This window comes from Planctomycetota bacterium, assembly GCA_018242585.1.
GTDB lineage: Bacteria > Planctomycetota > Planctomycetia > Pirellulales > PNKZ01 > JAFEBQ01.
The window spans coordinates 121,732-142,496 of sequence record JAFEBQ010000002.1; the positions used below are offsets into that span (position 1 = coordinate 121,732).

Sequence of the window (20,765 nt, forward strand, 5' to 3'; positions counted from 1 at the left end):
CCCCTGCCGCACGCCCGATTACGTGCGGGTATTCGGGCCCGTGACGCGAACGGCCAGGTCGGCCTGAATGTTCCCTTGAACCTCGACGCCGGTCGGCTTGAATTGCTTGACAAAGCCCTCGAAGATTTCCGTCTTCGCCGAGCCCGGCACACTCGCCCCCGGCCCTTGCGGGTTGGCGTAGGTGAACTTCCAAAACAAGATCGTCCCCGCCGCACAAGCGGTCGTCAGCGCGGCGTGCGTCGTCTGCGACGGGTCATAAAAGATTTTAAGCGACAGGTCGTCATTCTTGACGATCGTCGGCGTTGCCTCTTCGGCCGTCGAGTCCAGGGCCGTCGACTCCGCTTCGCCCATGTTCAGGGCCGGCGGCTCGATGGAAATAACCTGCAAAATCTTGGTGTACGTCGTGCCGCCGTCGCTCGAATACTCAAGTTTGCAGCCCTTGCCGGGAATCGGATTCTGGAACGTGTACGTCATGCGCTAGAACCTCGGAATAGGCTGATAAAACTTGACCGCGACGACCAGCGTTCGGCAAAACCAAACGTTCCCGCTGCCGTCTTTCGGGTCTTCCTCGTCGTCGGACCAGTCGATAACTTCAACGTCTGCAACGCCAACACAGCCCCACCACCCGCCGCCGAACCCGGTCAGCAAGTCGCGAAGCGCAGCCGCTACCGTCACCACGTCAGCGAACAGCGTCGACCAGCTTTCCAGCTCGATCGTCGCGTCAGCGACGCCGGCCGAGCCGTCCAGAACGGTTGCCTGTTCGACGCCGACCACCTTGTACGCGATCGCGGGGAACGTACTGTTCTGGCGAGCAATGCGGCCGGGGTAAATCCGGTTCGCGACCAGCGCCGAAAGACAAGCCGCTTCACGCAGATACTTATCAAGCCCTGCTTCTAGCGTGCTGTCCGACAGCGCTGGCGTCATGCCGCCCGAGCCCAGGGCCGGGCAACCAGCTTGCGGCAGGTTTCCCCCGTTCGGTTGCGGCATGTTGTATCTATGCCACTAGCCAGTTGTCGGGGTCGATCAATTTCCTTCCGGCGGCGCGAAGTTGATTGCGCACGATGCGCACAGCCGGCGAGTCTTCCAGAATGCCGAGCGTCAACAGCGCGATCGAAAGATGGTCGACCAAGTCGACGACCTGCGACTTTTCCATTTGCAGGAAAGCGAAACGCTCCGTCATTGCAGCAGCTCCTGAACTAACAAGGTGTGTCGGACATTCCGTTCCGACTCATTCAAAATCGACAGCACGTTAAACACGCGCGAGCCGTAGCGCAGCCGATGGACGTCCGGCGACAGGCCCGCGAAATACCGCATAACAACTTTATGCGTCGTCAGGTTGCGGACCTGTTCACTAGCGACGAACGCCTGACCGCTCGCCGGCAGAATCGCGGCCCAGCGGGTCGCGACCGCCGACCAGCTCGGCACCGCTTGCCCCTTCTTATCCTGCGTCGGCGCGTTCGCCTCGATTGTCACGCGCTGCCGCATATCACCCGCGGCGATCGCGAACACGTCAGCAGGCATTACGTCCACACCCCCGCCGACTCGGCCGCCAGCAAGTTTTCAACGGCGAGCGGAACCGGCGCGCCGGCGTCGCCAACGGCTTCGCGATTCTTGTACCAGTGCGCGACGAGCAGCTTGATAGCCGTCTTAATCGAATCAGGCACGGCCGAAGCGTCGCCGTAGCCAGCGACGTAGGCAATCTGAACGCTACCAGGGACCGGCCGAGCAGCGGGCCAGGATTGTGAATAGGCCGGCGTGATTCGCCCTGGCTGGCTGATCGTATCGACGATGTAGGTCGACGGGTCAAGCGTAATTGGCGTGCCGTCGCTCGCTTCGTAAACGATCGACGTAACCGATTGCAGCGGGGGGAGCGGCAGTCGCAGCTCGGGACCGACCAGCGTCCATTGCTGGCCGAGCACCGGGAACTGATCGGCCGTCAACTTCCAAGTTTGCGTAATCAGCGCACGTTTCAAATGCGCTTCGACGTAACGGCGCGCGGCGACAATCAGCGATGTAATGAGCGCGTCGTCGTCGGTAATTTCGACGCGCGCCCAGTCTTTCGCTTCGGCGAGCGTGACGGGCTCGACGGCCGGCGGCGTAACAAGCTGCAAACCAAAATGCAGCGGCTGACCGTACCAGGAAGTATTCGCCATGCAGTATCTATGCCCGCACGGCGCGATTGAAAAACGCCGCGGTCAGCATCCCTGCCGGCCGCGGCGTCATAGTCGCCAGCGCATCCCTGCGCCGGCTGCGACAGGTAAGCCCTATCGCTTCGCGATCAGCACGACCAAAAGAAGAAAGAACAGGAACAAAAACATTTAGCGGCCCTCGGGCGACTGCACGGCTTGCGGCACGTCGAGAAAATGCGGGCGGAAACCGTAGTATTGCACGACGGCCCAACTCAGACCGACGACGACGGCGAAGCTGACTGCCGCCCGCCAGGCGGTTCGCAGCGTATCGTCGAACAGGTTGTAAGGTTGCTGTTCCATAGAACCCAAGCGCCCGCTAGAACCCAAGCGCCCACAGCACGACGCGAATCAACGTCTTCAGGCTAGGGTGCCAGGCGCGAACGACCATACAGAACGCCCACAGGGCGAACCACCAGCCGACGAACGCACCCGCTAACGACTGAAGAAAGGACTTCAAAAGTCAATCCACCTGTAAATCGTTCGCGGCGTTATCAGGTACAGGCCGCGGCATTCCGGCGTCGGGCCGAAGACAAAGTAAAAGCCGTCCGCATGCCGCGGCCGTTCTATCCCATATATGCCCGCTGCCGGTCGCGCGTTCACTTGGAACTCGCCGGCAATCAGCGCGCAGACAAACCACAGACAGCGCAGCATTGTCACGGCTGGCCCGCCTCGGCGAACGGATTCGGCGCCGGCCGATCAGGTACGCGCGGGTGCGGCCGATGATGCTCGACCGGCCAGTAAACGCCGAACGCCGAACAGCAGCCGCAACAGTCGCAGCGGCCGAAACGTGCGCCGCTGCCGATCGTCAGGCCGACGACCAGCATCACAGCCGCCAGCACGACGGCAGCGGCCGCGGCGACGCCTACCTTGCTCGCCACACTCGACGGCATTGGCCGTTCTGACACGTCGTCACCCATTGACCACCTGCTTTCGTTGGATTGGCTTTCGCTTTGTCGTCGGGCTGTTCGTTCTTCAGCGCGATCGTTTTGAATAGGTCGGCCGGCGCTTCGGCGTCGGGCTTCGTCAACCAGTCGGGGAGCAGTCGCTTCGGGAACCCGGTCGCGCTCGACAGCGCCCACGAATCGCCGGCGCGGAGAATGCGCGCGATATGTTGCGGCTCGACGTAGAACGAGCCGTCGGGCTGATCTTTGTACTTGTTTTCGCTGCTCGGGCCGTCGCCGCGAATGTACGCGCCCCAGCTATTCTGAACGAGATAGCCCTTGCGGCCGCCGTTCCGCTTGCCGCAAATGTGCATGCAATGCGACCAGCCCCCCGCCGGCCGACAAAAGCCGTCCTTGTCCCGCGGGCTCGCGAAGCCGACGCCGCTGCAAATCGTGACAGGGCAGCCGTTCTCGAGCGCCTTGTCTAACTCTTCGAGCGTCGTGACCTTCGCGGCCCCCTTGACGGGATGCTTTTTCGCCTCTTCGTCGAGCGGCCCGCTTACCGTGTTGTCGCCGCCATTGCTGCGCGCGCCCCAGTCTTTACAGCGGGGGACTTCGTAGCTCGTCAGGTCGACGCCATGCTGCGAATAATTCTGCCGGAACAGAACCCCACCAACGTCTTTCAACCACTTGACCGCGGCATAGCCGTTGCTGCCGTCGCTATAGCTGTGACCGACCCGGCCGTAAGCTTCATTGCGGGCGCCGCCGTAAATCGACTCGGCCGAGCAAGGGAGAAACTTTCCCGCTTTCCCCGCCACTACGTCGATCGCTAACAGCTCGTCGACGGCGCCGGCGTGCCCGACCGCGACGCAAGAACCGATTTTCTTTTGATTGAGGGGCAAATGCCCCGGCAGCAGTTTCTGGACGGCGCGATAAAGGAAAACTTCGCCGTCGCCGTTCGGCGGAATGACGCCGCCTTGCGACAGCACTAGCCAGGCGAACAGCGCAAAGCCGATCAGCCGCTTTTGCGATGACTGCATAAAACCAGAGACTCCGACAGGAAGAGACGAGCCGGCGACTACTTGTCGTCGCCGTCAAATAGATGCGGCGCGACCTCGCGCAACGTTACGGGCCCGTCGGCCGCGTACTGCCGCTGCACTTCCACCGGGGGCGGAGTCCAGCCGCATGAATCAGGCGGCGCGTCGTTGCAATGCCCGGGGCGCTCGACGACCAGGGCGAAGTAAGCGGCCGCCACAACGACCGCTAGAACGGCGAATGACTTCATCGCGCGAACTCCTATTTACTAACTGGCGGGCTGCCGCCTTGCTCCGCCTGGACGTGTTGCTGTAAATCTTGATGCAGGGCCGTAAACTTGGCGAGCAGTTCGGGCGTCGCGTTCTTGACGGCCCAGGCCGTCAGCGACTGAAGCAGCGCCAACGCCGATTCGGCGGAATGATCGGCGAGCGGTTCCAGCGTCACCGCGGCCGAAGTCGCGGCGCCGGCTGGTTTCCAGTTCGCCAGGCAGCCGGCGACGGCTGCCTTGATCTTGTCCCAGTACATGAACACGACCAGGCCCAGCGCCAGGAATAGAACCGGATGATCGGCCATCATGCCCTGAACGTTGTCGTAACTCGCTCGCAACTCTTCCACGTTTCGCACTCCGTTAAAAAAACAGGCCGAGCGCTAAACAGCGTCGGCCGGGACCAGGCTTTCTTCGCAGGCCAGGTCGAATGCTCCGTAAACCGCGGCGTCGACCGTCGCCCCCATCGCCGAAACGCTTTTGCCGTTACGGCTTATCACACACTCGGCCAGCCCATCGTCGAGCCGCAACAGCGACACGTCGGCGAACTTCAGCAGGTACGTCAGCCGCTCCGCTAACATGGCGTCTACGCTCCGTAACTGGCGTCGGCGAGCTGGGCGCTCGCGATCGGTGTTCCGTCGGGCAGCGCGACGACGATATAAAAATGCGTCTTCGCCGTGTCCGTGATCGACAGAATGAACTTGCCCGTCGCGTCGGTAATGACGCGCAGCATTTTGCTGGCGACGAGCGCGGCAAGAACGTTGCCGCTCGCACCAGCGGCAACAGCGCCGCTAGCGGTCGTCGCGGTGATCGTGTCGCCGTGCGAATCGTCGGCCAGGTAAATGTCAACCACCCGACGCGCGGTCAAGTTGTCGCCATTGCCGTCCTTCAATTGAACCGTGTTCAAGCTGACGTTCGACGCGCCCGCGGCCGTGCTGATCGACGCCGTTTGCGGCGTACCGCCGCGAATGTACGTCGCGCCCGCGTCGAGCGCGAGCGTGCCGCCGCTGGCAATTACAAGGCTGTCGGCCTGCCGCTGGACCTTGGCAGCAACTGTTGGGTCGGCGTTTTTCGTCGTCATTGCTTCTCGTCGAGTTAGCGGCCAGCGCTCACCTGCTCAAAAACCCCTTGCCGGCGGAGCCGGGACCGGCAAGGGGCAGCCAGCAGCCTTGCGGCCGCCAGCTTGTCTTACCCGGTAATCAACCGGGCGAAGGCCGACTCCAAAACCGGCGAGCCGTCGACGAACTTGTACGCCAGGAACCCGACCTTGCCCGAGGCGGCGTACAGTTCGTTCAGCCGCTGGAATACGAAAGGAGTCTCGGCGATTCGGTAGTACGAAAAGTCGCCGACGCACAGGATGTACTGGCCCGCCGCCGGCGTGCCGTTGTACGGGGCGTACTCGCTGCGCATCACCTTGATGCCGCGAATGTTCTCGGCGAACGGCGTCGCCTGGCCGCCCATCGCGCCGCCGACCTGCCACAGATAGTGGCCGTCGCCGTCCTTGAGCAGCAGCATCTTCGTCCAGTAGTTGCGATTTACGATCATCCCGAACGACGGCCGCTCAAAATACTGCTGCGGAATCGAGCCGATCGTCTTCAGAATGTCGTCAGCCGTGAACGTGTGCGTCGACGTGTCGGCGGCCGTCACGTCGCGAGCGGTCGAAATGCCGCTCGCCGAAGCCGTGAAGACGCCGAGCGGGTGACCGCTGCCGTCGCCGGTCAGATAGGCCGATTCTTCGGCGTATGCGAAGCTGAGCGACGTACGGTCGCTAATCAGCTTCTCGACGATGCTGGCGCCAAGCTGTAGCTCTTTCCAGGTCGCCTTGACGATGTTGGACAACAGAATCGGCGACAGGTCGCGCCGGACGACGGCCATCGTCGTGTCAGCGGTCGCGACGGTCGCCTCGCCACCCCACGACGCTTGCTGAATGTCGGCCGTCAACTGCGGATTGCCGAGCGACACAGCGTCGGTCAGCGTGGTAATGTCGGCGAACTTACGCATGAACAACAGGTTGTTCAGCTTCGTTACGATGCCTTCGTGCAGCTTGACGGGGGTAATCAGATTCGACGCGCCGTCGCCGCCGGTGACGGTCAGGTCGCGGTACTCGGCCGGAATCTCCCGGCCGCGCAGATACTGCTCAAAGTAAGCCGCGTGATACTTCGCCGACGCAGCGCGCGATTGAATGTCGCTGCCGCCGAGACTGGCGGCCGACTGGCGGCCAGCGCTTTGCTTCATGCGCTCTTCGATCGCTTGCAGCTTGCGCAGGATCAACGAACGACCTTCGTCCTTGTCTCCGTCCTTTTCGGCCGGCGGCTCGTCGTCGTTCTCTTCCTTCGGCGGCTCGTCGTCGCGCTGGCTTTCCAACTCCGTCACGCGGGCGTCGATCTTTTCAATGTCCGCCATAATGTCGGCAATCGACTTTTGCGACTCGGCCGACCCGCCGTCGTCACGCTCGGCGATTTCGCGAGCCTTCGTAACCAGCGACGCCTTGCGTTCCAAAAGCTGACGAACTTCGACCTTCATACTTTTTCAATCCCTTGACTTGTGACGATGCCGCCCGCGACTCCCTGTCGCCAGCGATTGCACGCGATGCCGTATCTATGCAGAAAGCGCCGACGCCACCTGCTGCGCCAGCCGGCGAGCGGCCGCGTTAATGCTCGCCAGGGTGGAAGCCGGTGCGGGCCGGCGCGTCGAAAACTGCTCCAGCCGGCGAACCGCCACGTCGGTATCGAGATACGCCGGGCAGGGGGTTACGCAAACGTCATAGATGACGACCTTCAGCAGCGTTCGCGACGCCAGTCCGTCTTCGCCGCGCGACCACGTTTCGCCCTCTTCGTCGGCAATCGTGAACGCGAATGAACAGCCGCGCAGGTCGCCGCGGCCAATCGCTTCAATCAGGCCAGCGACGTTGACCGACGGCGACTGCTCGGGCAGCTCGCATTCAAAGCGCAGCCCTACGTCGTCTTGCGACAATTTCAGCGTGCCCGACTCGGTTCGCCCCAGAATGGCGCGGTTGTCGTGGTCGTAATTGAGAATGACCGAAGTCGAAGCCGCCAAGTCGAATGCCCCCGGCGCGATCGTTTCAATGAACCCGCCTAAATCCTGGCTGGGCGTGTTAAACTTCGCGGCGTAACCGCTGATCGTGCGGCCGTCGGCGCGCAGGTCGGCGACGACGCTTCGGCGTTCTAGCTTCATGCCGTATTTATGCCGCCTTGAATGCTGAAGCCGTCGGCAGCGCGCCCGACTGCTGCTGCGTATTCGGGTCGGTCGCCGACATTGCTGGCGAGCTAGCGGCCGGCGCCGCGTTCGGGATCAGCTTCCCGTCCCGGTCGACCTGTTGAAAGTTCAGCGGCAGCAGGTAAGTATCGAGCCCCTTCGCGGGGGCTTCCCCTTCGTCGTCGCGAACTTCATTGCGGCTCAGCCAGCCCCATTGAATCGCCGTCGCCGAGTATTGAGCGCGCGCGACAGCGTTCGGGCGCAGCAGCGGCTTGAAGTCGTGTCGCACAAAGTATTCACCGCGCTGCTCGGGTCGCAGCAGCTTGAACTCGATTTCCGACTCAAGAACGCTGCACCACCCCAGCAGGGTCGTTTGCAGGTAGTCGGCGTTCGCCTCTTCCAAATTGGCGTAATGCGCGTCGCTGTAGTCCCCCAGCTTGTTCGGCGGGATGCCGTACAGCCGGCACACGTCCAGAACGCTGAACTTCCGCGTTTCCAGAAACTGCGCGTCCTCGGGCGGAATCGACATATTCGCCCATTTCATCCCCTCTTCGGCGACGATGATTCGCCCGGTATTGGTCGGGCCGCTTTGCAGCGCGGCGAACGACTCGCGCAGGTTCCGCTTCGCGGCGTCGCCTAGTTTGCCAGGATGTTCCAGCACACCCGACGGCCGCGCGGCGTTGCCGAAGAATGCAGCGCCGAACACGTCGGCCGCTCGGCCCAGCGCCAGCGTTTCACGGGCCATCGCGATCGGCGAATAGCCTTTGATGCCCTCGCGGGTCAGCCCGGCGAAGTGCAGCACGTCGGCAGGCTCTAGGTCGACGCTGCCGCCGCCGTTCGGCCGGCTGTAGTGATAGACCAGCTCGCCGTCGCCAGTAATTTGCGGTTCCACGGCGTCGGGGTGCAGTAAATGAAACGCGCGAACCCGGCCTGCCAAGTCGTATTCGATTTCGGAATAGCTGTTGCCCCAGGTCAGCAAATGGCCGACGGTCGCGGCGCGCCAGCGTCGAGCCGTCATAAGCCCGTCGGGCGAATGCGTCAGCAGCGGGAACAGCACGTCGTCGAGCGCCACCCGCCGGCCCCCCTCGGGCAAGCGACGTTCAAGCGAAATATCTAACAGGCTAACGTCGGTCGCGATGCGATTGACGGCGGCGTAGACTGGCAAATGCAGCAGCGCTGACTGCTCGTCCATCGAAACGCCGGCCAGCGCGGGCGGGCGCATCATTTGCCCAAACATGCCCCAGTTCGCGGGATTGTCAAAGAACGACCGCTTGAACCAGCCGCCCACGTTCGATAGCCAACGCTTCATGCTGTATCTATGAAGCGCGCGCGTTTAGAGAACCAGCAGGCCGCCGTCTTCATAGACCGACCGCCCGACGCCGAACTGAACGTCGGTCGCCGCGTCCATTTGCACGCCGACCGCCATCGCGAGCGACTGAACGCCGTCGATTTTCTCGTCAGATTTCGACTTGTTCAGCTTGATATTCCCCGCGGCGTCGCTGTCGACGCGGGCATTGCTGACCATCCAACGTAGAACCGGGTGGCCACCGTGACACAGCAGCCCGTCGAGAATCAGCTTTTGTAAATGCTTCAGGGCCGGCGACATGGATTGAAAGCCCTGGCCGAACCCGACGACTTCTAGCCCGCTGTTCGCTAGCGCCTGCGCAATCCAGTTCGTACCCCAGCGGTCGACCGCGACTTTTTTGATTCGGTACTTGTTCGACAGCTCGACAATATCGCGCGCGATGACCTCTTGATCTTGCGACCCGCCCGGCGTCACGCGCAGGAAGCCTGCCCGGCGCCATTGGTCGTAATCGAACTGCGCCGTTTGTCGCTTGGCTATCTGTTCCTCGCACACCCAAACGAACGGCAGCACGTCAAACTTTCCGTCGCTGTTGCGGCCGAACAGCACCAGCGACGACGTGTCATTGACGCTCGCCAGGTCGAGCCCGCCGAAGTATTCGCCGCCGTCGCTGCGCGGCTGGCCAGCGTTTAGCATCCAGGGGGCGTCGTTGCAAAACTTCGCGGCGCCATCGGCGTAAATCTGCCACTGGTTCAACAGGTACTGCCGAAAATCCTGCTCCTTGTGCGGCATTTCCTTGGCCAGCTCGAACTCTTCGCGCACGGCTTGCGCGCGGCAGAACTTGCCGTAGGCTGGCATCGTGGCCCGCCAGACTTTTTCGTCGGTCCAGTCGGCGTCTTCCGTCGCTTCGTACACCCACGCGAAATAGTTCTGATTCTCGACGACGCCAGCCAGCCACTTTTTTGCGTACTCATACTCCGCATAAAACGGAGTGTCTTTCCGCTTGCCGGCCGTGCCCACAAAGAACGTCAGGTAATCGTCGCGAGCCGTGCGGCCCGTCGTGATATTCTTAATCAGGTCGCCGTCGGTAATGTCCTGCGCTTCGTCGACGACGACCAGCGAGGGATTGAAGCCCGTCTTCGTCGTCGATTCAGTCGACAGCGCGGCGTAATAGCTGAACGCCTCTTGAACCGTAATGCGCTTCGTCGATGGAATGACTTCCGTCACCGCCGACAGCTCGTCGTCGGCCGCCAGCATCTGCCGGCACATATCGAACAGCAGGCCGGCTTGTGCGCGGTCGTTCGCGATCGACAGGCATTGCTGCCCCTTCAGGCCGCGGCCCAGCAGCCAGTACAGAACGACGCAGGCGACTAGGTAAGTCTTCGCCTGCTTGCGGGGCAGCATGAGGAAAACGCGATTGATGCGACGCCGGCCCGCGGCGTCGAGCGTGCCGAAGATCGTCGACAGAATGTCGCGCTGGAACGGCAGCGGCTTGAACGGCTGCCCGCTGGCGTCGCCGACCAGCGTCAGGTTGCTGACAAAATCGAGCGCGGCGCGTGCCTGCGCGTTTTTAGGAATGCTCCGCTTCGCCACACCTTATCTATGCGAGCAGGCAGGCGACAGCAATCGCGAGCCATGCCCAGGCCAGCAGGTCTAGCAGGTCGCTCATCAGGTTGCCTATCATCATGCTCGGCGAACCTTCAACTTGCCGTCCCATTTGCTGACTGGCTTCGCCTCGGGTGCCTTCATTCGCATGCGCGCCCGAGCCGCAGGGCTGAAACCGAACTCAATCAGTAGCTTCGCCATGAGCTGCGAACAATCTTGGACGATCGCGACGTAGGGAGACTTCGCGACCGTACCGCTGTCGTTACAGGTCGTCATTCCGCCGTCGGCAATCGACTTGCTAGCCTCGATGTACCTGGCAAATGTTTCACAGTACAGCCGCAAAACTTCTGCGTCGCTGCGCGTTAGAACGCGCATTTCAGACAGCAGCGGCACCAATTCGTCCCATTTGCTGCTAGCGACTTTGCCTAGGTCGGCCGGCTTGTCGGGCAGGCCAGCGGCGCCGCTCGGCTCGACTTCATAGCGTCGCGTTCGCGACGGGTCGCCATTCAGCCAGTGAACCGTCGACGGTTTAGGGGGGCGACCACGGGGCATGATTGTCTAACGTGCCCCAATTTCCCGAAAAAATACGCTCTCTGGTGGGTCGTCTAGGGGGCGCGCAAAGTCAAAGATTTCGACCCGCCCCTGCCACTTTGGCAGCTTTCGCCTTACTTTGCGCCGGCCGGCGCAGCGGTTTCAGCCGCGGCGACCTCGATCGCGGCAGTCTCAGCAACAGCGACGGCCGGCGCAACGCTCGGCGCGACCGCTTCGACTTCCTTTGCAATCAGCGCCATTAGCTCGGCGCGCTTGCTGGCGTCGGACAGCCACGGCTTCAGCAGCGCGACGACTTCAGCGGCGCCCATCTCGACGAACGGCGTCGCTTCGTGAAACATGGCCCGAGCGCGGGCGACGGCTTCAGTGATTAGGTACATGGTCGCGACTGCTCCGCAGGTATGAATCATTTTCTTGTCGTGCCTTTTATCTATGCGGCTAGCGAACCGGCTCGGCGTTATGGCAGGGCTGACAAACCCCTTCCAAGTTGTTCAGGTCGAACGCCAGGTCGGGTCGATCTTTCCGCGGCTGCTTGTGGTGAACGTGTTCGCTGGCCGCTCGGCCGCACCTGACGCAGATAGGGTCGCGAGCCAGAGCGATTAGCCGAACCCGGCGCCAACGGGCCGAAGCATAGAACCGCTTGTCTTCCGACCGCTCGGCCGTCGTCGCGACTCGGGCCGGCGCGATCGCTGGCCGATGCTGCTTGATTCGCTGGGCCGTCATCGCCTTGCCTTTCGTTCCAACGGGCTTGCCGTCACAGTGACAGCGCCGGCGTCGTCAGGCGTCGGGTCGTACCAGTCGACGACGAGCCGGCGAACTTGCTTGTCGTCCTGCCAGAACTGGCCTTTTGTCAGGCTGTCGAATAAAGCCTTTAGGATGTTGTCCAGGTCGCGATCGCGGTTGTCGGGCGGGCATACGCCTAACTCGACGCACAGCGGGCCAGAGAGTGTCTCAACGCGAAGCGCAGCCAGCTCGCGAACGACCTTTGCCCGATACTCGCGCCCCGCCTGGCTAATCAGCACCCGCCGGCCGACGTGTCGCCAGTAGTGATTGATTGATGGCGGATAGGGCAACTCTAGTGAGATGCGCTGATTGCGGTCAGTTGTGACAATGGGCAACGCTCCACCCTTCTTTCAGCGCTTTTTTCAGCGCCTTGTAAGAAACAACGAAACAGACGGAAAAAGAACCCGAAAACGACCAGAATCGAGATAGAGATGAGAGAGACAATGAATTAATGAAATAAGTATCTATCTATATATTTTATATATACTTAACGATTCAAACTTCTTTCAAACTTCTTTCAGCGCGCGCTGAAAGAAGCGCAGCCGCGACCGGACTTGTTTCACTTTCTTCAGCGCGCGTTTTGAAAGAAGTTTGAAAGAAGTTGGGCAGGCTAGGCGATGAGCCGCTTGATAACCTTCGTGGTTCTGCCGCCTGATTCGCGCCACTCGCAAGCGATGGCACCAGTCTCTTCCAGGCGTCCCAAAATCTCGGTCAGGTCGCGCGACTTGATGAACTGTGTTCGTCGCAACAGTTCACTCATGCTCATGCCATCCCTGATCTTGCCGAGAACCTTCTTAATGCGGGCTTCGTTCTCGCTGTCCGCAACGTGCCGAAACACCTTGTTGACCATTTCGCGCGTCAGCCAGTTTGAAAGCTTGATCGCGCGTTCTACGTCGGCAATATCTATGCAGTCGGGGGCTGCGCGATCGGCACGACTGCACGAAAACAACAGCGCCAGCTTGGCCGCCTTCTCATTGGCACGCGACCAAACTGCTGCCTGCTCAATAGGTTCCGACTTGCGCCGGGCCGCAATCGCGTTGCGATGTTCCTTGAGCCGCTCGGCCGCCTCGGGCGTGTGTTGCACGCATTGCGGCACGGTCAACTCCCCCTGGCCTGCCAGGTTGCCGCTGTTGCGGTTGGGCACGTATTCCAGCCACCAGCGCGCCCGCTCGACGATCGACGCCGGCAGTTCCAGCCGCCCGTTGTCAACCGGGTCGGGGTAGCCGCGGGCCGATTCGAACACCATAAACCGGCCGACGAGCCCCTCGGTGACGTTATCCGTGTTCAGCGACTCCCAAAACTTACCCGGCGTCGACGTGCCATAAACGCAGGCATGCGGCTGGACGATCGTCTGTATTTTTTTCACGTCGGCATAAGCGTCGCCGACGAATATCTGATTCGCCGAGCTGTACAGCTTCAACAACTGGCTACCAATGTTGAACAAGTGCGACGACTTGGCAAACTGCATCGTTTGCAGCAGCCGCCCAACTTCGTCGAGCTGGAACAGCGCCGCCGGCTGCTGCTTCAACCAGCTTATCAGGCCAGCGCTGCTGCCGATCGACTCGGGCCCGAGCATTGCCGCCGAGCCGGCGCGAATGAGAACTTCCTTGTTCGTCGCCCTGGCGTCGTCCTTGCCCGAGCCCGACGGCGCGACGCCGACTAGATAAACGTTCGTGCGCGTGTTCCTGGCGTCGCAAACCTTGCGGCCGGTCAGAACCCCCATTAGCGCAATGGCGCCGGCTAGGGCAAGTTCTGGTTGCGGGTAAAGGCTGTTGAACAGGGTATAGCCCATGACGTCGCCGATGAAGCCGGGGACGCGCAGGCAGTCGGCCGGGAATTCCCCCGCTGGCGTCGGCTCATCGCTGACCGTCGCCGGCGCGGTCGGTAAAAGCTGCGCGAGAATTGCCGACAGGTCGACCGTCGGCTCGACGGCGGCCGAATCGGCGCGATAGCCTTGTTCAGTCAGCAAGTGCCCCCGCTCGCCGGCTTCCTTGTCGGCGCTGGCCAGCTTGTGTCGCAGTTCCTTTTCGTTCCAGGGGGGCTGACAGCGGCCGTTCCATTCGACCAGCAGGGGGTAAGCCTGCTCTGGCGTCAGGCCGAAGCCGACGACCAGGGCACAGGCCGCGCGGAACGTCGTATTGTGTCCGTTCTGGCCGCTGACCGCCGGGTCGACGTGCTGTAGATAAAGCCGGGCCCGCTCGGCGACGGATTGCGGCACAGTCGCCGGTATGCTGTCGTGCGCGTCGCCGGCGGGCATCGGCTGATGCTCTGTCGCTGGCTGTTCCGGCTCGGGCCAATAGGTTGCCAGCAACCAGGCGAGCCCGGCCGAACAGTCGGTTACGCCGTAGCAGCAGTCAGGGCCGCCGGCTGCGCAGAACCTGTCGCCGGTCAGCGTGAAGTAACGGCCGTGCCCGTACAGTTCGATCGCGGGTGCTTTGCCGTCGATCGGTTCGCCGAGCGTCAGCTTGCGACCCTTCCCCCCGTACTGGCCCGCGCACCACAATTTGACGCCGCGGCCGCTCGGGCTGATTTCGGCATACGTCGGGAAGTGCTGAAGAATCTCGTCGGCCCAGTCGGCTAGCTCGCCGTCGTGAATACAGCCGTCCAGGTCGATGCCGAACAAGCCGCCGCCTTGCGCGAAGACGAACCCGAGCCCGTCGCAGTTGCTGTTCAGCAGCTCGGCGCAGGCCCGTTCGTAGTCGGTCCAGGTCGTCGGGTCGTTCGACTTCGCGGCGCCGCGAGTAACGGCGTCAACTGGCAGCTTGCGGCCGTCGATGTTGCGCCAGAGAACCCACTGTTCCAGGTCGCGCAGCTCCGCCGGCGCGTCAGGTGGTTTGCTTCCGTGCATTCGCTCCGCCCGTCCGTTAGCCGTCGCTTATCATCATTGCCGCAACTGCTCTGAGGGTCATTTCGAAAAGCAGCAGCCACGTCGAGTAATCATCATGCTTAGAATGCAGCAATAACAAGACGCCAAGCAGCAGCATCGCCGACATGGCGACAGCGAATTGAAGATTCTCGGCGAACTCGCTGACGCGATTCATTCCGCCCCCTCTTTCGTCTGCTTCGTTTCCAACTCGTGACGCGACGGCGCAGCTTGTCAATCGCGAGAACGTACCAGGGGGGGCAAAACCCGGCGCGCGAGTAGTCGTATCGCACCTGCTCTAGTTCGTGGCATTCCTGCTGCGTCAGCGTCACAGGCTCGCCCTCCGTGTAATTAAGACTTCCTTCGCTTCCGCGTTCGTTTGTTTCTTGCCGACCAGCGGCAGCCAGTCCCAGTCGGCGAGCGGATATAGTGATTCGATGAACGCCGTCCGGTAATACCTGACGACGATTCGCGCCTGCTGGAACTTATCGAGCAGGTCGCGCAAGTCGCGATGATCTTGTTCGCTGAACTTGTACTTGTATTTATTCCCCGGCCCGTCAAAGGGCGGGTCGCAGTAGATTGCGTGCCCTGGCTGATCCTTGTCGAGACACTTCGCCAGGAAGTCGCGAAAGTCGAGCGTCGTGAAGTTGCAACGGCGCAGGGCGCGGCGCAGTTCATTGGCGCTCGCCCGGATCGCTCCTTGGAAGTGCGCCGCCGAATCGCCGCCGCCAGCTTCCCAGCGAACCGACAGCGACTGCTTGAACTCGCCGCGCGTGCCGGCCGAAGCATGCCGCGCCATCCAAGAGCAAACGAAATAGTCGACAGCCCACGCCAGGCGGCCGGCTTCGTCGTCGGGTGACGCTTCGCCTCGTTCGATCAGCTCGCAGCGTTCCTGCGAGTCTAGCAGCGTGTCGGGATGATGCGCGAGCCTGCGCAGCCGTCGGTACAGCTTCGGACCCAGCAGCGGGTCGGCAATGACTGAAGCCAGGTTGATAACGTGCCGATGCAGGTCGTTGACGTTGATCGTGCGGGCGTTGATCTTCGCTATTTCGGCCATGCCGCCTGCAAAGGGGATGCCGACCCATTCGCAGCCGTCGACCAGCCGGCCAACGTAGCTAGCCAGGGTGCGATTGCTGCCGAACCAGGAAGCCGCTGCGGTAACTGCGCTAGTCAACTTGATACCCTCCACCAAAGAGAACGACCGCGGCCCTGCGCATGAACCGCCGAACCTGCCGCCGCGGCTGTCGCCGAATCAGCGGTTCGCAGCTAAACTGTTCGTAATGCTCCGTGCGCAGTTCCAGCAGTTCGCGGTTAATGTCGGCGACGCTGCGCGGCTCGGCGACATTCTCCACCACCGGCCCGCACCGCTCGAACTCAACCAGGCAGCCGCTGCTGTCCAGGTACAGTCGATGCGTCGCGCTGATCGTGCCGGGAATGAACCAGCATTTTGCGGCTTCGTCCCAGTACGCTTTACAGCGATCGCCGCCGATCATGCGCAGCGGCTTTGTATAGTCGATTGGTGCCATTCTTCAGCCCTCCCTAGCTAGTGTTTTCATGCTGTGCGGTTCCTTCCTCGATACCAGCGGTCGCGTTCAATCCTCAGGTCAGCTTGCAAGCGCTCAATCGTGTCGCGGTCAATGCGCCGACAAGCTTGTTCGCGGCGAATCTGCCGTTCGGCTTCCTGCCGCGCCTGCCGCTCGTCGAAGTATGCGACGGTGACTGCCGCCAGGATTGATAACGCTAGGCCGACGCCGATCATTTGCGATTCCCCTTGTGCCAAGCGTCGATCAGCGTCACGCCGACAAGGCAGACCACTAGCCCGCCCCAGCCGATCAGCGTGATTCCTAGCAGTGTCCAGCCGATTGCGTCGATTGCAGCCATTGCTTCCCCTTAGAACAAAGAATCCCCATCAAACGGAACGGCCGCGACTTCGTCGGCCCAGGTCGTCGGCAGCTCGTCGATTCGCTGCGCGGTAATGCGATGAAACTTCCCTTCCTGTACTGTCTCAATCTCCGCTGGCGTCGCGACCGCGCCGCGCTGCCATAACTCGATTGCTTCTTCGACCGTCGCTGGCATCGGCGCCCGACTGTGAGCGCGCCACCACAAGCAGGCTTTGTGATAGGCGAAGCCTGGATCGTGTTCGATGCAGACCCATTCGCTAATGGTTTGCTCGGTCAGGTTGCCGGCCCCTTCGTCGCCGGCTGGCTGGCAAAGGTAGTCGACGCGCAACGTCGGCGGCGCGTCGGGGTTGCTCCGCTTGAAGTGCGGGGCCATTTCGATCTGGACGACGCGCCAGGTTTGCGGCGCCGACAGTATCTGCCCCGAGCCGTCGGCCTTGTCGTCGTGCTTCAGTTCGCGGGGGGGGAACTTGAATCCACAGTCGCAAGCCTTCCGGCCGGCAGCTAGTTGAATGCCACAGTTCGGGCATTCCTTTTGCGGTCCCTCTTGCGGCTCGTCGCTCGACGCCGATCGGTCGGACATGGCGACTCGGCCGTACGCCGGCGAATCGAGCGGGCCATGCCTGCCGATATTGCCGCCGAAGTCGAGAATCAGGCAGTCAGCTTTCCCGCTGGCTGTACGCATGCCGCGGCCGCATATCTGCGCGAATAGGCCAGCGCTCATCGTGGCGCGTAGAACCGCGATGCAGTCGACGCCAGGGGCGTCGAACCCTGTCGTCAGCACGTCGACATTGACAAGCCAGCGAAGTTTGCCCGACTTGAACCGCTCCGTCGCCGTGCTACGCAATAGCTCGGGCGTGTCGCCGGTGATTAGCTCGACGCCTTCGCCGGTGATCGACGCCAGGGACTTCGCGACTAGCTCGGCATGCCTGACGCCAGTACAAAACACCATGCAGCTACGTCGGCCGGCAGCCGCCGCGGCAATTTCCTGGCAAGCCCGTTCGACCTTGCTGGCGTCGCCGGCGAATGCGTCTTCCATTTCGCGCAGGATGAACTCCCCGGCCCTGACGTGTAGCTTCGTCGTGTCGTACGACTCGCGAGCCGGCCGGCTGACCAGCGGCGACAGGAAGCCGTCGGCGATCAGCCGCGGAATATGCGCTTGATAACAGACGTGAGAGAACAGCAGGCCCGGCCCGTACAGCTTGCCGCAATCGGTTCGGAACGCTGTCGCCGTCAAGCCGCCGATCTTTAAGCGGGGATTGATTTCCAGCAGGTCGGCGATGAACTTGCGGTACATGCCTTCGCCGTCGGTCGGCACCAGGTGCGCTTCGTCGATCAGCAGCAGGTTAATCGCGCCGAAGATTTCCGCTTTCTTGTAAACCGACTGAATGCCAGCGCAGATCACCGCCTCGTCGGTCGCGAACCGGCGCAGGCCAGCGGAGTATTTGCCGCAACGCAAACCGAACGGCAGCAACGCAGCGATTTTATTCGCGTTCTGTTCGATCAGTTCTTTTCGATGCTGCGATACCATGACTCGGCCGTTAAACTCTTGACAGGCTTTTCGAGCTATCTCGGCAATGACGATCGACTTCCCGGCGCCGGTCGGCAGCTCAATCAGCGGGTTGCCCGGCTGACCGCACAGCGACGACCAGAAAGCGTCGCAGCTTTCCTGCTGATACCAGCGCAGCGCGTACGACACGTTCAAAACTCCGAATCATCGACCGGCTGCGCTTTCTTCCACTCCCTGAACTCTTCGTAGGTTGGGAACCTGCTTTGACAAAATCGTTTCCATTCGTGATACCAGCCGTGTTCGATCGCCTCGCGCAGCGTCAGGTTGCTGATTGCGTTGCAACGCTTGCCGCGGTCGCCGTGGTGAATCTGATAGCCGCTCGGCACAGTCTGCCGGTTGCAGCCCATCCAGACGAGTTTATGTAGCGCGATCTTGCGTCGGCCGCGTTCGTGATATACTTCGACGAACAAGTAGCCGCGATGACAAGTCGAAACGGCCAGGCGGCGCGCTCCCTTAAACGCCGTTCCCGCCTGGCCGTCGACCCTCAACGCTCCTTCGTCGAGCAGGCACAACAGTTCGTCGTCGCCGAGCCGCCGAGCCCGTTGCCGTCGAACCTTGCGCTTTCGCTTCCGTGCTAACGCCATCGAATCGCATTCCTTTACAAAGCCGCACGAACGGAGTCGAACCGTCCTGCCGCCATGAATCGGCATTCGTACTACCAGCGTACGACGTGCGGCTAGCAGCCCCAGCGCTGCGTTTTAGCCCCAGGGTCGTTGGCCGCTATTGCCGGCGGGCGCCGGCTGTGTTTGCGTCGGTCCATCGGTCGGGGCATTACCTGGCGTCGCGGCCGTCGTCGCCGGCCCACTGTTGCCACCGCGCGGCATGTAAGACTTGATGCGGTTTTGCTTGCCGTATTGCGGGTCGTCCTTGGTGACGACGACCTTGATTCGCAGCGGCTTGTTGTGCAGCTCGCTCGAATCGCGCGGCGTCAATACGTTGACGGCTCGGCAGATGCTGGACAGCGTTCCCTTCGCAATCCGCTCGGTTTCGACTTTCTTGGCCCCGGCGTTCAGCAGGTTCAGATTGTCGAACAGCTTGCGATTCTGGAACGTGCCGTTCAGAATCTGAAGCTCCAACTTCAGGTACTTGCCGCGGCCGTCGTTCGTCGCCTTCATTTCGCTGCCGCAAATGATCGCGTCATAAACGCCGGCCGGCATTACGTCGAACGACTGATTCGGTTCGTGTTGATTGGCGTCGAAGCCGCCAACGTCGTCAAAGTTCCCCACGGTTAAACCTCCGTGCTTTCGTGTTGAGGGTCGGACAGAAAATCGAATCGCTCGGCGTTACGTGCCGAGCATATGCGCGGCCAACTCGTCCGTTACCGGCGTCGAGCTGGCGCCGTTAGCGGTTGCTGCCGGTTTACTGCTGCCGTCGCTGACGACGCCGGCAATATTCCCGGCGGTTTGAACCTGCATCAGCCGACACTTCGCCAGGTAGCCGAACAGCGGCGACGAGCTAGCAGGCCAGGATAGGGGCATTTCGTAGGGCAGCCCGAGCCGATTCTTGGCGACGTGGCTGGCGCGTTCCTGCGTCAGCATGACACGTTCTTCGCCGCCGATCGCGACGCCGCGCTTCTGGTTGAAGCCTTCCGTCTTTTGAATGACGTTGACCTTCGTTCGCAAGAACAGAATCTCGTCGCACCAATCCAGCAGCGGCGACGAGCCTTCAACGTGCAGGGCCGGCGCGTAATAGTTGTACTGGTCAGCGTCGGGCGCCTTGAACTTTGGCGTATTCAGGTGAGCCGTAAAGATGACGTGCCGGCCCTGGCGCCACAGCCGCGAAAAGCCTTCGATCAGATAATGCCAGGTCGCGCGGGCTGCTTCGTAACCCTTGCTATAGCCAATGTCCTCGATTGTGTCCTTGCCGCGCTGGTCGGCGACTTGGAAGAAGACGATCTTTTCCAGCCAATCGGCCGTATCGACAATGATCGTTTGATGCTGCTGGTCGACTTCGATCAGCCAGCGAATCGCGTCGAGCGTTTCCTGATAGGTCGACAGCTTCGCCGTCTGATCGACTGGCAAGCCCGTCATGCCGTCTTCATAGTTCAGCACGACCGGCGTCGGGAACGACGCGGCAAGTTCCGACTTGCCGATACCGTTGTCGCCGAAGAAAAGCATTCGCCGCGGGTTATTCGGTCCACCCTGTACTAGTTGCATTGCCGTTGCTCCGTTGAGTGTCGTTTGCTTCATGGCTCGCCGCGACGAACCTAACGCTAGCCGTATGAACCAGGATATTGCGACGGCCGCGGCCGCCATTGGCTAGGCTTTAACCGTCGAGCCGACTGAACAGCGATCGCGGTCGGCTGCCAGTCCAGACAAACAGTGAATAGCATTCGCGCTACCCTGAACGATGGATTCCATTTGCCGCACCAACCAGCCATCGCAAGCCGCGAAGTCGCCACGCGCCGACACTGGCCCAACTGACACGACGAACACGACGGCCGACGACGTAACGTGCCGCGCGATTACGTCGGTCGCCGCTCCGGTTCGCGACTGAACTTCAATCGCGCGACGAATCAGTAAAGCGAACTGCGCGCCGGCTTGTTCTGCGTCGATCATATTTACGCCTTTGCCTTCGTGCGATTTGCCACTGCGCGGCGAACGCCGTA

The 20,765-nt window shown here is 61.7% G+C and carries 31 protein-coding genes; 1 reads left to right on the plus strand and 30 read right to left on the minus strand.

The window, feature by feature from the left end; translation table 11 throughout:
• Positions 1-18: 18 nt before the first annotated feature.
• The 30 genes from JSS27_01005 to JSS27_01150 form a co-directional block, all read right to left on the minus strand.
• Positions 19-474 (minus strand): hypothetical protein, encoded by a 456-nt coding sequence (locus JSS27_01005; protein ID MBS0207508.1) that lies wholly within the window; start codon positions 472-474, stop codon positions 19-21.
• A gap of 3 nt (positions 475-477) precedes the next feature.
• Positions 478-924: a DUF3168 domain-containing protein gene (locus JSS27_01010; GenBank protein ID MBS0207509.1), complete on the minus strand. Its 447-nt coding sequence runs from the start codon at positions 922-924 to the stop codon at positions 478-480.
• A 70-nt stretch (positions 925-994) separates the two neighbouring features.
• The gene (locus tag JSS27_01015) at positions 995-1,180 is read right to left on the minus strand and encodes a hypothetical protein (protein MBS0207510.1); all 186 of its coding nucleotides are present in this window, start codon (positions 1,178-1,180) and stop codon (positions 995-997) included.
• Entirely contained in the window at positions 1,177-1,509 is a 333-nt protein-coding gene (locus tag JSS27_01020) for a phage head closure protein (protein MBS0207511.1), read from the minus strand. The genes JSS27_01015 and JSS27_01020 overlap by 4 nt, the downstream gene beginning before the upstream one ends.
• A gap of 11 nt (positions 1,510-1,520) precedes the next feature.
• A complete protein-coding gene (locus JSS27_01025) occupies positions 1,521-2,153 on the minus strand; it encodes a phage head-tail connector protein (protein MBS0207512.1) in 633 nt (210 codons plus the stop codon).
• 165 nt (positions 2,154-2,318) lie between these two features.
• Entirely contained in the window at positions 2,319-2,489 is a 171-nt protein-coding gene (locus JSS27_01030; protein ID MBS0207513.1) for a hypothetical protein, read from the minus strand.
• A 16-nt stretch (positions 2,490-2,505) separates the two neighbouring features.
• Positions 2,506-2,646: a hypothetical protein gene (locus tag JSS27_01035; GenBank protein ID MBS0207514.1), complete on the minus strand. Its 141-nt coding sequence runs from the start codon at positions 2,644-2,646 to the stop codon at positions 2,506-2,508.
• 196 nt (positions 2,647-2,842) lie between these two features.
• Positions 2,843-3,067: a hypothetical protein gene (locus JSS27_01040; protein MBS0207515.1), complete on the minus strand. Its 225-nt coding sequence runs from the start codon at positions 3,065-3,067 to the stop codon at positions 2,843-2,845.
• On the minus strand, positions 3,052-4,110 hold the full coding sequence (locus JSS27_01045; protein ID MBS0207516.1) for a hypothetical protein: 1,059 nt from the start codon (positions 4,108-4,110) through the stop codon (positions 3,052-3,054). Before JSS27_01045 ends, JSS27_01040 begins: the two co-directional genes overlap by 16 nt.
• 38 nt (positions 4,111-4,148) lie before the next feature.
• Positions 4,149-4,355 carry a hypothetical protein gene (locus JSS27_01050; protein MBS0207517.1) on the minus strand — a complete coding sequence of 69 codons (207 nt, stop codon included), beginning with the start codon at positions 4,353-4,355 and terminating at the stop codon, positions 4,149-4,151.
• 11 nt (positions 4,356-4,366) lie between these two features.
• A complete protein-coding gene (locus tag JSS27_01055) occupies positions 4,367-4,720 on the minus strand; it encodes a hypothetical protein (protein MBS0207518.1) in 354 nt (117 codons plus the stop codon).
• Positions 4,721-4,753: 33 nt separating this feature from the next.
• The gene (locus tag JSS27_01060) at positions 4,754-4,951 is read right to left on the minus strand and encodes a hypothetical protein (GenBank protein MBS0207519.1); all 198 of its coding nucleotides are present in this window, start codon (positions 4,949-4,951) and stop codon (positions 4,754-4,756) included.
• A 5-nt stretch (positions 4,952-4,956) separates the two neighbouring features.
• Positions 4,957-5,451 (minus strand): hypothetical protein, encoded by a 495-nt coding sequence (locus JSS27_01065; GenBank protein ID MBS0207520.1) that lies wholly within the window; start codon positions 5,449-5,451, stop codon positions 4,957-4,959.
• A gap of 107 nt (positions 5,452-5,558) precedes the next feature.
• On the minus strand, positions 5,559-6,893 hold the full coding sequence (locus JSS27_01070) for a phage major capsid protein (protein ID MBS0207521.1): 1,335 nt from the start codon (positions 6,891-6,893) through the stop codon (positions 5,559-5,561).
• A 75-nt stretch (positions 6,894-6,968) separates the two neighbouring features.
• Complete coding sequence (locus JSS27_01075) at positions 6,969-7,565, minus strand: HK97 family phage prohead protease (protein ID MBS0207522.1); 597 nt, start codon at positions 7,563-7,565, stop codon at positions 6,969-6,971.
• 7 nt (positions 7,566-7,572) lie between these two features.
• Positions 7,573-8,895, minus strand: coding sequence for a phage portal protein (locus tag JSS27_01080; GenBank protein MBS0207523.1), 1,323 nt, complete (start codon positions 8,893-8,895; stop codon positions 7,573-7,575).
• 24 nt (positions 8,896-8,919) lie between these two features.
• The gene (locus JSS27_01085) at positions 8,920-10,482 is read right to left on the minus strand and encodes a terminase large subunit (protein ID MBS0207524.1); all 1,563 of its coding nucleotides are present in this window, start codon (positions 10,480-10,482) and stop codon (positions 8,920-8,922) included.
• A gap of 90 nt (positions 10,483-10,572) precedes the next feature.
• The gene (locus tag JSS27_01090; protein MBS0207525.1) at positions 10,573-11,046 is read right to left on the minus strand and encodes a phage terminase small subunit P27 family; all 474 of its coding nucleotides are present in this window, start codon (positions 11,044-11,046) and stop codon (positions 10,573-10,575) included.
• A gap of 113 nt (positions 11,047-11,159) precedes the next feature.
• Positions 11,160-11,423, minus strand: a complete 264-nt coding sequence (locus JSS27_01095) for a hypothetical protein (GenBank protein MBS0207526.1) — start codon at positions 11,421-11,423, stop codon at positions 11,160-11,162.
• 58 nt (positions 11,424-11,481) lie between these two features.
• Positions 11,482-11,766 carry an HNH endonuclease gene (locus JSS27_01100; protein MBS0207527.1) on the minus strand — a complete coding sequence of 95 codons (285 nt, stop codon included), beginning with the start codon at positions 11,764-11,766 and terminating at the stop codon, positions 11,482-11,484.
• Positions 11,763-12,128 carry a RusA family crossover junction endodeoxyribonuclease gene (locus tag JSS27_01105; protein MBS0207528.1) on the minus strand — a complete coding sequence of 122 codons (366 nt, stop codon included), beginning with the start codon at positions 12,126-12,128 and terminating at the stop codon, positions 11,763-11,765. Before JSS27_01105 ends, JSS27_01100 begins: the two co-directional genes overlap by 4 nt.
• A gap of 308 nt (positions 12,129-12,436) precedes the next feature.
• Complete coding sequence (locus JSS27_01110; protein MBS0207529.1) at positions 12,437-14,674, minus strand: DUF3987 domain-containing protein; 2,238 nt, start codon at positions 14,672-14,674, stop codon at positions 12,437-12,439.
• 16 nt (positions 14,675-14,690) lie between these two features.
• Positions 14,691-14,867, minus strand: a complete 177-nt coding sequence (locus JSS27_01115; protein MBS0207530.1) for a hypothetical protein — start codon at positions 14,865-14,867, stop codon at positions 14,691-14,693.
• 150 nt (positions 14,868-15,017) lie between these two features.
• A complete protein-coding gene (locus JSS27_01120) occupies positions 15,018-15,863 on the minus strand; it encodes a hypothetical protein (protein ID MBS0207531.1) in 846 nt (281 codons plus the stop codon).
• Positions 15,856-16,215: a hypothetical protein gene (locus JSS27_01125; protein MBS0207532.1), complete on the minus strand. Its 360-nt coding sequence runs from the start codon at positions 16,213-16,215 to the stop codon at positions 15,856-15,858. Before JSS27_01125 ends, JSS27_01120 begins: the two co-directional genes overlap by 8 nt.
• Before the next feature lie 26 nt (positions 16,216-16,241).
• Positions 16,242-16,448, minus strand: a complete 207-nt coding sequence (locus tag JSS27_01130; GenBank protein ID MBS0207533.1) for a hypothetical protein — start codon at positions 16,446-16,448, stop codon at positions 16,242-16,244.
• 131 nt (positions 16,449-16,579) lie between these two features.
• Positions 16,580-18,286 carry a DEAD/DEAH box helicase gene (locus tag JSS27_01135; protein ID MBS0207534.1) on the minus strand — a complete coding sequence of 569 codons (1,707 nt, stop codon included), beginning with the start codon at positions 18,284-18,286 and terminating at the stop codon, positions 16,580-16,582.
• 2 nt (positions 18,287-18,288) lie between these two features.
• Entirely contained in the window at positions 18,289-18,741 is a 453-nt protein-coding gene (locus JSS27_01140; GenBank protein ID MBS0207535.1) for an HNH endonuclease, read from the minus strand.
• Between the two features lie 114 nt (positions 18,742-18,855).
• Positions 18,856-19,383: a DUF669 domain-containing protein gene (locus JSS27_01145; GenBank protein MBS0207536.1), complete on the minus strand. Its 528-nt coding sequence runs from the start codon at positions 19,381-19,383 to the stop codon at positions 18,856-18,858.
• A gap of 57 nt (positions 19,384-19,440) precedes the next feature.
• Positions 19,441-20,313 (minus strand): ATP-binding protein, encoded by an 873-nt coding sequence (locus JSS27_01150; GenBank protein ID MBS0207537.1) that lies wholly within the window; start codon positions 20,311-20,313, stop codon positions 19,441-19,443.
• A 193-nt stretch (positions 20,314-20,506) separates the two neighbouring features.
• On the opposite strand from JSS27_01150, the gene JSS27_01155 reads away from it, so the two are divergent.
• Entirely contained in the window at positions 20,507-20,653 is a 147-nt protein-coding gene (locus tag JSS27_01155; protein MBS0207538.1) for a hypothetical protein, read from the plus strand.
• Positions 20,654-20,765: the final 112 nt, after the last annotated feature.